At 62.9% G+C, this 12,013-nt stretch carries 12 protein-coding genes and 1 tRNA gene; 6 read left to right on the top strand and 7 right to left on the bottom strand.

The features are described from left to right. Positions 1-23: 23 nt before the first annotated feature. A tRNA-Ala gene (locus SFY93_RS04920) sits at positions 24-99 on the bottom strand. A 196-nt stretch (positions 100-295) separates the two neighbouring features. Here SFY93_RS04920 and SFY93_RS04915 point away from each other — a divergent pair. From SFY93_RS04915 to folD, 3 genes are read left to right on the top strand one after another with little or no spacing between them, the layout of a single operon-like run. Next, positions 296-586, top strand: a complete 291-nt coding sequence (locus SFY93_RS04915) for a YggT family protein (protein ID WP_068737841.1) — start codon at positions 296-298, stop codon at positions 584-586. A gap of 12 nt (positions 587-598) precedes the next feature. After that, entirely contained in the window at positions 599-946 is a 348-nt protein-coding gene (locus SFY93_RS04910; protein ID WP_309941143.1) for a DUF167 domain-containing protein, read from the top strand. Next, entirely contained in the window at positions 943-1,827 is an 885-nt protein-coding gene (folD, locus tag SFY93_RS04905; RefSeq protein ID WP_320446237.1) for a bifunctional methylenetetrahydrofolate dehydrogenase/methenyltetrahydrofolate cyclohydrolase FolD, read from the top strand. The genes SFY93_RS04910 and folD overlap by 4 nt, the downstream gene beginning before the upstream one ends. On the opposite strand, the gene SFY93_RS04900 is transcribed toward folD, so the two are convergent. The 3 genes from SFY93_RS04900 to SFY93_RS04890 all read right to left on the bottom strand — a co-directional run bounded on the left by SFY93_RS04900 (position 1,824) and on the right by SFY93_RS04890 (position 4,504). Then, complete coding sequence (locus SFY93_RS04900) at positions 1,824-3,305, bottom strand: M20 family peptidase (protein ID WP_320446236.1); 1,482 nt, start codon at positions 3,303-3,305, stop codon at positions 1,824-1,826. The genes folD and SFY93_RS04900 overlap by 4 nt on opposite strands. Before the next feature lie 31 nt (positions 3,306-3,336). Further along, positions 3,337-3,891 carry an inorganic diphosphatase gene (gene ppa, locus SFY93_RS04895; RefSeq protein ID WP_320446235.1) on the bottom strand — a complete coding sequence of 185 codons (555 nt, stop codon included), beginning with the start codon at positions 3,889-3,891 and terminating at the stop codon, positions 3,337-3,339. 103 nt (positions 3,892-3,994) lie between these two features. Next, on the bottom strand, positions 3,995-4,504 hold the full coding sequence (locus SFY93_RS04890; protein WP_068737851.1) for a GNAT family N-acetyltransferase: 510 nt from the start codon (positions 4,502-4,504) through the stop codon (positions 3,995-3,997). Positions 4,505-4,783: 279 nt separating this feature from the next. Between SFY93_RS04890 and SFY93_RS04885 the strand changes: the two genes are divergently transcribed. Both SFY93_RS04885 and SFY93_RS04880 read left to right on the top strand, forming a co-directional pair. After that, positions 4,784-5,668: an alpha/beta hydrolase family protein gene (locus SFY93_RS04885; protein ID WP_320446234.1), complete on the top strand. Its 885-nt coding sequence runs from the start codon at positions 4,784-4,786 to the stop codon at positions 5,666-5,668. A 34-nt stretch (positions 5,669-5,702) separates the two neighbouring features. Beyond that, the gene (locus tag SFY93_RS04880) at positions 5,703-6,113 is read left to right on the top strand and encodes a thiol-disulfide oxidoreductase DCC family protein (RefSeq protein ID WP_320446233.1); all 411 of its coding nucleotides are present in this window, start codon (positions 5,703-5,705) and stop codon (positions 6,111-6,113) included. Positions 6,114-6,121: 8 nt separating this feature from the next. On the opposite strand, the gene SFY93_RS04875 is transcribed toward SFY93_RS04880, so the two are convergent. Next, positions 6,122-7,375: a flavin monoamine oxidase family protein gene (locus SFY93_RS04875; RefSeq protein WP_320446232.1), complete on the bottom strand. Its 1,254-nt coding sequence runs from the start codon at positions 7,373-7,375 to the stop codon at positions 6,122-6,124. Between the two features lie 93 nt (positions 7,376-7,468). Here SFY93_RS04875 and maiA point away from each other — a divergent pair, with 93 nt between their 5' ends. After that, a complete protein-coding gene (maiA, locus tag SFY93_RS04870; RefSeq protein ID WP_320446231.1) occupies positions 7,469-8,134 on the top strand; it encodes a maleylacetoacetate isomerase in 666 nt (221 codons plus the stop codon). Positions 8,135-8,329: 195 nt separating this feature from the next. Here the strand turns inward: maiA and typA are convergent, their stop codons facing one another. Further along, a complete protein-coding gene (gene typA, locus SFY93_RS04865; protein ID WP_089266528.1) occupies positions 8,330-10,153 on the bottom strand; it encodes a translational GTPase TypA in 1,824 nt (607 codons plus the stop codon). Between the two features lie 232 nt (positions 10,154-10,385). Further along, the gene (locus SFY93_RS04860; RefSeq protein ID WP_320446230.1) at positions 10,386-11,939 is read right to left on the bottom strand and encodes an alkaline phosphatase D family protein; all 1,554 of its coding nucleotides are present in this window, start codon (positions 11,937-11,939) and stop codon (positions 10,386-10,388) included. Positions 11,940-12,013 lie beyond the last annotated feature (74 nt).

Here is a 12,013-nt window from a genome sequence, read left to right as displayed (position 1 = left end):
GAGCTTGCGAAGCAAGCGAAGGATGGTGGAGCCAGGCGGGATCGAACCGCCGACCTCGTCATTGCGAACGACGCGCTCTCCCAGCTGAGCTATGGCCCCGATACGAACCGGGTCACGCAGGCGATCCGGTCAGCAATCGGCGCCATTTACAATCTCCGTTAACGGCAAGTCAAGAACGTCGCAAAAGCGCGGTTTTCCGGCACTTTTCGCCCCGAACTTCCCTTGTTTGAGGGGGGCTGAACCGATATTTAGCGGACAGTCGAATCCGCGACCTAACCCGCGAGCCATCCCCGCCATGCGCGCCGTTCTCGATATCGTGCTGATCATTCTCGATCTCTATGTCTGGCTGCTGATCGCCTCGGCGATCCTGTCCTGGCTGATCGCCTTCAACGTCGTCAACACCCGCAACCAGTTCGTCTCCGCGATCGCCGAATTCCTGTTCCGGATCACCGAGCCCGTGCTGGCGCCGATCCGCAGGATGCTGCCGAGCCTCGGCGGTCTCGATATCTCGCCGATCATCCTGATCCTGATCATCATGTTCCTGCAGCGGGTGATCACGTACTACATCTATCCCAGCGTCTTCTGATCGGCCGGGTTCGTGGCAGATCCCTGGCGCTACGCGACTGACGGTGTCAGCATCGCCGTTCGCGTGACGCCGCGGGGTGGCCGAGACGATATCGACGGGATCGAGACCATGGCCAATGGCCGTTCGGTAGTGAAGGTGCGGGTTCGTGCCATCGCCGAGGGCGGCGAGGCGAACCGCGCCGTGACCGAACTGCTTGCCAAGCAGCTCGGCGTGCCGAAGCGAGATGTGCGCGTGCTGTCCGGCACCACGTCGCGCGTGAAGCAGATCGCGGTCGACGGCGACCCGACGAAACTGGGCGCGATGCTGCGCAGGATCACTGCAGCAACGCCCGACGACACAGACGACAGGACCGACACATGACCGCCAGCATCATCGATGGAAAGATCATTGCCGCCGAATTGCGCGGCCGCGTCGCCGCTGAAGTCGCGCGCGTCAAAGCCGAACATGGCGTGACGCCTGGCCTCGCCGTGGTGCTGGTCGGCAGCGATCCCGCCAGCGAAGTCTATGTCCGCAGCAAGCACAAGCAGACCCAGGAAGCCGGCATGGCCTCCTTCGAGCACAAGCTGCCGGCTGACGTCGCACAGGCCGATCTGATCGCGCTGGTGCAGAAGCTCAACGCCGATCCCACCGTGCACGGCATTCTCGTGCAGCTGCCGCTGCCGAAGGGGCTGGATACCGACGCCGTCGTCAACGCCATCGATCCCGCCAAGGACGTCGACGGGTTGCATCCGACCAATGCCGGACGCCTCGCCAGCGGCATGCCCGCTTTGTCCCCCTGCACGCCGCTCGGCTGCATCATCCTGACCAAGAACGTGCACAAATCACTCGAAGGCATGAATGCCATCGTGATCGGCCGCTCCAATCTGGTCGGCCGTCCCTTGGTGCAACTGCTGCTCAATGAAAACGCCACCGTGACCATCGCGCATTCGAAGTCGCGCGACCTCGCCAAGCTCTGCGCGCAGGCCGATCTGGTCTATGCTGCAGTGGGCCGCCCTGAAATGGTGCGCGGTGACTGGATCAAGCCCGGCGCGACCGTGATCGATGTGGGCATCAATCGGCTGCCCGGTGCCGAAGGCAAGACGCGTCTCGTCGGCGACGTGGCCTATCAGGAAGCGCTGAAGACCGCCGGCGCCATCACGCCGGTCCCCGGCGGCGTCGGTCAAATGACAGTTGCCTGCCTGCTGGTGAACACGCTGCGCGCGGCCTGTGCGATTCACAAGCTCGCAGCGCCGGCGGTTTAGTTCACCGTATTCTCGATCAACCGTCGATAGAACCGGATCATGTCTGCGTAATTTGCGACGCTCAGCCGCTCATTGGTGCCGTGAAAGCGCTTGAGGTCTTCCGACGTCGCGCGCACCGGCGAGAAGCGAAAGATGTTGTCGGTGACATCCGTGTAATGCCGCGAATCCGTTGCCGCCACCATCAGGCCCGGCGCCACCAGGGCATCCGGGAAAATCTCGCGAATGGTCTGGTTGAGCGCGCGGTAGGACGGGCTGCCCGTACCTGTCACCGGAGGCGGATCGGTATTGCCAGGGAATGGCGTGATGGAAATCTTGTCGTTGCTGATGGCGTTGCGCACATGGTCGGTGACGCTGGCCTGCGTATCGCCGGGTAACAGCCGGAAATTCACCGTGGCTTCGGCATTGCCCGGCAGCACATTGTCCTGCTCGCCAGCCTTGAAGATCGTCAGCGCCGTGGTCGTGCGCACGGTCGCCTCGGTCGGACCGCTCTTCTCGAATTCGCGCAGCAACAGCGGCTTGAACAGCCAGAGATTGGACAGCACCACGCGGTTGAAGCCGCTCATCTCCGGCGCGATGGTGTCGAACATTTCCCCGACGGTGCCGCGGATCTGCATCGGCAGCCGCTTGTTTTCGAGCTGCGTCAGCGCTGCGCTCATCATGCCGATCGCCGTCTCGCGCGGCGGCATCGACGAGTGACCGGGCGTGCCATGCGCGGTCAGAACCAGCGTCGCATAGCCCTTCTCGGCAACGCCGATCAGCGCCATCGGTCTGTCCAGCCCCTTGAGGATGCCCTCGGTAATCAGCAGACCTTCGTCGAGCACGAAGTCGAGCTTCACGCTGCGCGACTTCAATAGCGCCGCGATGGCTCTTGCACCGCGCGTGCCGGAGACTTCCTCGTCATGGCCGAAGGCGAAATAGATCGTGCGCTTCGGTCGGAAGCCCGCTTTCGCCATGGCCTCGGCGGCTTCGAGGATTGAATATAGGTTGCCCTTGTCGTCCCACGAACCGCGGCCCCAGATGAAGCCATCGGCGACGACGCCCTTGAACGGCGGCTGCTGCCAGTCCTTCTCGGTGCCCGGCGCAACGGGCACGACGTCCTGATGCGCCAGCAGCGCAATCGGCTTCAAAGCCTGATCGCTGCCTTCCCACGTATAGAGCAGACTGTAGTTGCCGACGAGTTCGCGCTTCGCCGCGGCGTGGAACGCCGGGAAACTCGCCACCAGATGCGCCTGCATCGCACGCAGCGGTTCGGCGGCCTGATCGGGATTGAGAAAATTGGAGATTGTCGGGAAGCGGATCGCCTCCGCAAGTCGCTCTGCCGCCGCCTGTTCATCGACCGGCGCTTTCGCCGCCGCGGTCACCTGCAGCTGCCGCGATCCCCCGCTGAACGTGTTGACGAGAACGATGCCCGCAAGCAGCAGAACGGCCACGATGACAATCAGCGCGGCCGTTCTGAGCAGTTTGATCCATCGGCGCATCGGAAGTCCCCTTCTGCTACGCCGGTCTCTGTTACTTGGTCTTGGCTGCCGATGCTTTTTCAGATTTGGCGCGCTCGACGCCTTCCATGATCAGGCGCTGCGCATCGGCGGCATCGCCCCAGCGCACCACCTTGACCCACTTGCCGGGCTCAAGATCCTTGTAATGCTCGAAGAAGTGCTGGATCTGCTGCAGCGTGATCTCGGGCAGATCGCTGTAGTTCTTCACCTTGTCGTAGCGCTGGGTGAGCTTCGAGGTCGGCACCGCGATGATCTTCTCGTCGAGGCCGCCTTCGTCTTCCATCAACAGCACGCCGACCGGACGCACGCTCATCACCGCACCCGGCACGATGGCGCGGGTGTTGGCGATCAGCACGTCGCAGGGATCGCCGTCGCCGGACAGTGTGTGCGGGATGAAACCGTAATTGCCCGGGTAGCGCATCGGGGTGTAGAGGAAGCGATCGACGAACAGTGCGCCGGATTCCTTGTCCATCTCGTATTTGATGGGCTCGCCGCCCACCTGGACCTCGATGACGACGTTCACTTCATGCGGCGCCTTGGCGCCGAGCGGGATTGCGTCAAGACGCATCAAACACTCCAGATTTCATAGGACAGGTTGCGACAGGCGTAGCCGAGCGGGAGCCCGGATTCAACGCCTGCGAGACCAGAAAATCATGAACCGGCTTAATGGCTTAATTCGTCCAGGCGAATGCCACTTTATCGAGCGATTTTGCGCCGAAACGCTCCGAGGAGCGGGCGACCATGCGGCCGCCAAGAGCGCGGTAGAACTCCGTCGCGCCCTCATTGTCCGACAGCGCCCAGATCACCATGCTCTTCAGCCCGCTCTGCACGAGGTCGCGCTTGGCGGAGGCGAACAGCCGGCGGCCGAAGCCGAGGCCCTGGAATTCCGGACGCAGGTAAAGTTCGTAGATCTCGCCTTCGAACTGCAGGCTGCGGGCGCGGTTGCGACCGTAATTGGCGTAGCCGGCGACCTTGTCACCGAAGCACAAAACGCTGACGCGGCTGCCCTTGCGGATCGCCGAATCCCACCAGCCGGGACCGCGGCGATTGATCAGCTTTTCCAATTCGGGGCCCGGGATGAGACCTTGATAGGCCGCGCGCCAGGCTTCGTCATGGGTGGACGCCACCGCGGCTGCATCCGCAGCTTTGGCCGGCCGAACCTCGATCAGGGTTGTGCTCATGAGGGGATCAAAGCAAGTCGGCGGGCGCTCTTCAAGGTCCATCGTTAATTATCGGTTAACGTGTGGATTTTCAGCATCAGTTTACCGAAATAGTTGTATCGAAAAAGGACAGAGCTGCATCCAATGCGCGCCGAACGCCATGTTTTCCACTGCTGGCACGTATCGCGCGAGTCGTGTCGCAGTTGCACACGCGTATCGATGTGCACAACTGCATCAATGTGATTCGCGGCGTGTAGGGTTCGACAGGCATTGCGTCCGCACGAAAGTCCCTGAGCGCTCATGAAACACGTCCAAGCGCTTTGCCTGCTGGCTGCATTGCTCGGAAGCGCCGCTACTGCCGCAGCCCAGACATCAGGCGCGCAGGCCCCGGAAGAAGCGCCGCATCGCCGGCAGGTCTGGTCGGTAGCGTCGCCCGATCCAAATACCAGTTCCCGCGCGGTGCTATTCCGCCCACCCGGCAATGGCCCGTTCCCGCTCGCTGTCATTGCGCATGCCACCACGCAGAACGCGCTACGCCGCGCGCAGATGCCGCAACCGGAATATCGCGCACTGGCCTCCTGGTTCGTTGGGCGTGGCTACGCCGTGCTGGTGCCCGAGCGCCCCGGCCATGGCTTAACCGGCGGGCGTTATCTCGAAGACCAGGGCGGCTGCGACAATGCCGACTATCTCGGCGCCGGCCGCGCCACGGCGGATAGTATCGCCGCAGCGATGACTGACATTCGCAAACAACCCTTCATTCGCAGCGACGGCGCGATCGTCGTCGGCCATTCCGCGGGCGGCTGGGGCGCGCTCGCCATGGCCGGCGCCAATCCGCAAGGCGTCAGAGCGATCATTGCCTTTGCCCCCGGACGCGGCGGCCATGCCAATGACCGGCCGAATGACGTCTGCGCGCCGCAGCGCCTGATCGCCGCGGCCGCAACCTTCGGACTGACGGCGCGCGTGCCAGTGATCTGGCTCGTCGCGCGCAATGACAGCTATTTTTCGCCGGACTTGTCACGCCAGCTGGCGGATGCGTTTCGCAAGGGTGGCGCCAGGGTCGATGTCCACGAGCTGCCGGACTTCCGGAGCGAAGGCCACTGGCTTGCGGAAAGCGACGGCGGTGACGACATCTATGGTGCCGCGCTGGACAAGGCGCTGAAGGCAAGTACGGCCAGGAAGCGATGACGCGCAAACCTGCGCAACCGGAGTGGACACCGCAGTGACCGAGCCCTGGCCCGATGACAATGTCATCCTTTATGACGGCGTCTGTATCTTCTGCTCGCGCTGGATCCAGTTCGTCGCCAAACACGACACGGATCGTCGCTTTCGCTTCGCCCCGATCCAGTCCGACTATGGCAGCCGCCTCGCCCGCCATTTCGGCATTGATGCCGCCGACCCCGACACCAATGCAGTGATCCATGGCGGCGTGGCTTATGTCAGATCCGATGCGGCGCTGACGGTGTTGTCGACGCTGCCCGGCTGGCAGTGGGTGCGCGTGCTGTTCGCGGTGCCGAAGGCGCTGCGCAATCCGGTCTACGGCCTGATCGCAACGAACCGCTATCGCATCTTCGGAAAGACCGAGGCGTGTATCGTGCCGGATGCAGCGATGAGGGCGAGGGTGATGGAGTAAGCGAGCTTCTATGCTTTGCTCTGGTTGCCTGTGGCCAGCACTTCCTTCGCCGCCCGCTCTCCACTCTCCCGCGCCCCATGCGCCGTCGAGAAGAAATTCGGCGATGTCGCTTCGCCGGCAAAGAACAGCCTGCCATCCACCGGCGCCGCGAGGACCGCGCGGGCATCGGCATGGCCGGGCTTCGCCGCCGAATAGGCGCCCTGCGCGAAGCGGTCGTGACCCCAGCGGGATTCCGCGAGCGGCGTGAGCTTGCTGCGGATATCCGAGCCGAGCAGCGCCACGATCTCGTCGATGCTTTGCGCAGCGAGTGCGCCGGCGCCGGCGTCTTCCAGTTCGCGTGCGAAACTGCCCCCGAAGAAGCCGGCGATGCAGGGGCGGCCGGACGGGCGCAGATGAAAGCTGCCGACACCGGTGCGCATGGCGGCGCCGCGCAACCCGATATCCGACGGCCACTTCTCCGCGTCGGAGAGCGCCAGCATCACCTTGTTGTCCGCGCCGAGCGGCAGGCCGGCGGCGGCCTCGACCTTGATGGGCAACGGCGGCGTGAAGCGGATATTTTCATTGGCGATGAGATTGGTCGGCACGCAGACAATGACTTTCGCCGCGCTGAGCGTGCCGCGCGACGTCTCGATGCGGATGCGCGCACTGGAATGATCGATAACAGTGACTTCGGTGTTCAGCGCCACCGGACACGGCGCGCCATAGGCCGCAATCAGCGCGCCATAGCCATCGGGCAGGCGCCAGTTGATGTCAGTGTCCTCATAGGCATCCATGTCGTGCAGCGAGACGTGTTTGAGCTCGAAACCGTTGATATAGGTCGAGACCGCATCGATCATCGGATTCCATGGATTGCCGGGCTCAAGGCATGTCGCCGCCGGCGCATCGATCTCGTTTTCTGCGGCCTCCTCGGCGCGCTCATAGAACGCGTCGATCGCGGCGAAGAACTCATCGCGCTTCGCCTTCGAGAAGGCGGCGTCATAGGCCTGATCCCGCCATGGCGGACGCGACTTGTCGACGGCGAAGCCGAGCTCTTTCGCGATGCCGACGAAGTCATTCTTGTCGGCGGAGTGCAGCCATTCACAGCCCAGATCGAACGGAATGCCGGGGGCCGCCATGATCGTATGGGCACGGCCGCCGATCCGGTCGCGCGCTTCCAGCACAATCACGGAGAGCCCGGAACCTTCCAGCATACGCGCGGCGCCGAGGCCGGCAGCGCCGGCTCCGATGATGGCGACATCTACTTCGGAAGGCAGTCTGGTCATCGCGTCGGTATTCACAGCGGATGGGAAACGGGTGACAACGGGATAAAGGCTTGCTTGAATTATTCAAGCCACCGCTGCCCTCGGAGAAGATGCATGACAGCCCCACACGATTTCGAACTCTACGGCTTCTGGCGGACGTCCGCGACCTATCGTGTCCGCGTAGCGCTCAACCTGAAGGGATTGGAAGCGCATGAGCGCGTGATCGACCTCGACAAGGGCGAGCAGCGCGGCGACGCGTTCCTCAAGATCAATCCGCTCGGCGCGATTCCGGCCCTGATCGAGCCCGGCCACCTGCCGCTGACGCAGTCGCTGGCGATCCTGGAATTCCTCGACGAGATCCATCCGACCCCGCCGCTGCTGCCAGCCGATCCGCATGGCCGCGCCCGGGTGCGTTCGATCGCCGCGATGCTGGCCGCCGATACCCATCCGCTCATTACGCCGCGTGTGCGCAAATATCTCGCCATCACCGCCGGCTTTGACGATGCTGCAGTTCGCGCCTGGCTGGTGCACTGGTTCACCACGGGCCTCGCCGCCGTGGAAGAGCGCCTCGCCAGCGAACCCGCCACCGGCCGCTTCTGTCATGGCGACGAGGTGACCATTGCCGACATCTGCCTGCTCAGCATCACCGCAACCATGAAGGTGCTGAAGATCGAAATTGCAGGCATTCCGACCATCGACCGCATCGTCGCCACCTGCGAGGCGATGGAGGCGTTTGCGAAGGCCGATCCGTTGAAGCAACAGGGGGCGCCGACAAATTGACGCCGCCCTCATCCTGAGGAGCCGCGCAGCGGCGTCTCGAAGGATGGCCACAAGCGTCGGCGCGACACCAACTCATGGTTCGAGACGGCGCTGCGCGCCTCCTCACCATGAGGGGCGGAGTGAAGGCATCGCACCATACAAAAAAATGCCCGGCTTTCGCCGGGCATTTCATAACCAGTCAAAGAAAGCTCCCGCTTACGCGATCACTTCCTTGGTCTTTTCGGCGCGCTTGCGGTCGTTGGCATCGAGATGCTTCTTGCGCAGGCGGATCGACTTCGGGGTGATCTCGACCAGCTCGTCGCTCTCGATATAGGCCAGCGCCTTTTCGAGGGTCATGCGGATCGGCGGCGTCAGACGCACCGCTTCGTCCTTCGACGTGGTGCGGATGTTGGAGAGCTGCTTGCCCTTGAGAACGTTGAGTTCGAGATCGTTCTCGCGGGTGTGCTCGCCGATGATCATGCCCTTGTAGACCTTCCAGCCGGGCTCGATCATCATCGGGCCGCGATCTTCCAGCTTGAACATGGCGTAGGCAACCGCTTCGCCCTGGTCGTTGGAGATCAGCACGCCGTTACGGCGGCCGGCGATCTCGCCCTTGTAGGGCAGGTAGTCGTGGAACAGGCGGTTCATGATCGCGGTACCCTTGGTATCGGTCATGAGTTCGCCCTGATAGCCGATCAGGCCGCGGGTCGGCGCGTAGAACACCAGACGGAGTCGGTTGCCGCCCGACGGACGCATCTCGATCATCTCGGCCTTGCGTTCGCTCATCTTTTGAACGACCACGCCGGAGAATTCCTCATCGACGTCGATGACGACTTCCTCGACCGGCTCCAGCGTGTTGCCGTTTTCGTCCTTGGTGAGAACCACGCGCGGACGCGACACCGACAGTTCGAAGCCTTCGCGGCGCATGTTCTCGATCAGGATCGCGAGCTGCAATTCGCCGCGGCCCGACACTTCCATCGCGTCACGATCGGCGGATTCGACGACCTTGAGCGCGACATTGCCTTCGGCTTCGCGCAACAGGCGGTCGCGGATCAGGCGGCTGGTGACCTTGTCGCCTTCGGTGCCGGCGAGCGGCGAGTTGTTGACGATGAAGGACATCGACACGGTCGGCGGATCGATCGGCTGCGCCTGGATCGGAATTTCAACCGACGGATCGCAGAAGGTGTCGGCGACCGTGCCCTTCGGCAGGCCGGCGATGGCAACGATGTCGCCGGCTTCGGCGAGTTCCACCGGCTGGCGCTCAAGGCCGCGGAAGGCCAGGATCTTGGTGATACGGCCGGTTTCGACGACCTTGCCGTCACGCGACAGCACCTTGACGGCCTGGTTCGGCTTCACCGAGCCCGCCGAGATACGGCCGGTGATAATACGGCCGAGATAGGGATTGGCTTCGAGGATGGTGCCGAGCATGCGGAACGCACCTTCTTCAACCACCGGCGGCGCGACATGCTTGATGACGAGATCGAACAGCGGCTTCATGCCGACATCATGCGACGCGTCCGGGCTGTCGGCCATCCAGCCGTTGCGGCCCGATCCGTACAGAATCGGGAAATCGAGCTGGTCGTCGGTGGCGTCGAGCGCTGCGAACAGGTCGAACACTTCGTTGACGACTTCGGTGATGCGGGCGTCCTGACGGTCGACCTTGTTGATCGCGACGATCGGCTTGAGGCCGAGCTTCAGCGCCTTGCCGACCACGAACTTGGTCTGCGGCATCGGGCCTTCAGCAGCGTCGACGAGCACGATCACGCCATCGACCATCGACAGGATGCGTTCGACTTCGCCGCCGAAGTCAGCGTGGCCCGGGGTGTCGACGATGTTGATCTGGACCTCATCCCACAGCACCGAGGTGCACTTGGCGAGAATGGTGATGCCGCGCTCTTTTTCGATGTCGTTCGAATCCATCGCGCGTTCCTGGACGCGCTGATTGTCGCGATACGTGCCCGACTGCTGCAGCAGCTTGTCCACGAGAGTGGTTTTGCCGTGGTCAACGTGGGCGATGATAGCAATGTTGCGAAGGTTCATAGGTCTTCTTCTGGTTACGGTCTGGGTGCCCTTGAGCGGGTTCAACAAGACATGCTCGACAACAAAAGGCTTATGCCTTGCGCTCGAGCGCGTTCGATAACTGCCTCGTCTGAAAACGCGCTGGGGCAATCCCTCCAAAAGCAAACCCGGCCAGAAGGGGCCGGGTACTCGGACGCGTTGCGGCGCAATATAGGGGGAAATCGCCGAAAAACAATGCGAATCTGCCAAATGGTTAGCCCAATTTCGGGTCCAGAACCGTGGCCCAAAGGGCCATATCGGCCCGATCCCGCAAGGTAACGGTCATTTGGCCGCTTTGGCCGTCGATTTTGACGTGACCGAAGAACTGCATGCCGGCCGACGGGGGCAAATTCTGCTTATCGGGCCCCGGCGCTTTCACGAAACGGACCTCGGGGCCGAAGGTATTGTCGAGCGCCGCCGGGCCGAAGGTTCCGGCGTGGAACGGCCCGGAGACGAACTCCCAGAACGGCTCGAAATCCTGAAACTGGGCCTTCTCCGGATTGTAGTAATGCGCCGCCGTGTAATGCACGTCGGCGGTCAGCCAGACCGTGTTGCGGATACCGGCCGATTTGATGAAGCGCAGGATGTCGGCGATTTCCAGCTCGCGGCCTCGCACTGGCCCGTCGCCCTGCGCGATGGCCTCAGACCCGGTTTTGTCGACAGCGTTGTCATAGACGACGAGGCCGATCGGCATGTCGGAGGCGATGACCTTCCAGGTCGCCTTCGAGGCCATCAGGGCGCGCTTCAGCCAAGCCATCTGCTCCGGGCCGATGAAATACGCATCGGGACCATAGCTCTCCTGCAGATTCGGGCCGTTGGGCCCGCGATAGCTGCGCTCGTCCAGCAGGAAAACATCGAGATGCGGGCCGTAATTCAGAGTACGATAGACGCGGCCAGGCTCGTTCGGATTGACCGAGATCGGATACATCTCGTGAAAGGCACGGGCGCCGCGCGCAGCCAGCAGCGTGATGTCGCGCTCCTTGTAAGACGACGGCAACTGCTTCGAGAGCGACCAGTTGTTGGTGACCTCGTGATCGTCCCACTGGCCGAAGATCGACACCTGCGCATTGAAGGCGCGAACGTTGTCGTCCAGCAGATTGTATTTGTGCGCAGCGCGGAATTCGTCGAGCGTCTCGGCGACCTTCGCCTTTTCCGGCACCGTGATGGTGTTCTTCCAGATCGTGCCGTCCGGCAATTTTGCTTCGGGCAGGATCGGCCCGTCGGCGTAAATCGTGTCGCCGGAGTGGATCAGGAAATCCGGATTATGCTTGCGCATGGTGGCGAAGGTGACCATTCCGCCGTCATCGGCATTGATGCCCCAGCCCTGCCCGGCGACATCGCCGCCCCAAACAAAGGACACATCACGGCGATCCGCCGGCGCGGTGCGAAAGCGACCGATCACCGGCTCGCCGACGATTGCGGTATGCGACAAATCACGGAATTTGACGCGGTAGAAGATATCCTGCCCGGCCGGCAGATTATCGAGCAGCAGCTTCGCCGTGAAATCGCTCTCGGGCAGCGCTGCAATCGGCGGCAAGGCGCGCGCATTGCTGAAGGATTCGGTGGTGGCGACTTCCACCATCATCTGCGCCGGACGATCGGCGCGCGACCAGATCATGCCGCTGCTCGTCCCGACATCGCCGGACTGAATGCCATGTGACACCACCGGGCGATCGGCGGCGCGGCTGAGATAGGGCATCGCAAGGAAGCTTGCGCCTGCTGCGGCTGAGTGCGCGAGGAAGCGACGACGGGATAAACGTAGTGCCATGGCGAACTCCTGATCCTGGCTCTGGCACCAGTGGCTCTAGGCAGATCGCTTGACGCTGCGATGACAGGTGATGC

Source organism: Tardiphaga sp. 42S5, assembly GCF_034044155.1.
Classification (GTDB): Bacteria; Pseudomonadota; Alphaproteobacteria; order Rhizobiales; family Xanthobacteraceae; genus Tardiphaga; species Tardiphaga robiniae.
The sequence above is the reverse complement of the archived record's forward strand: the minus strand, read 5'-3'. Positions and strand labels throughout refer to the sequence as shown.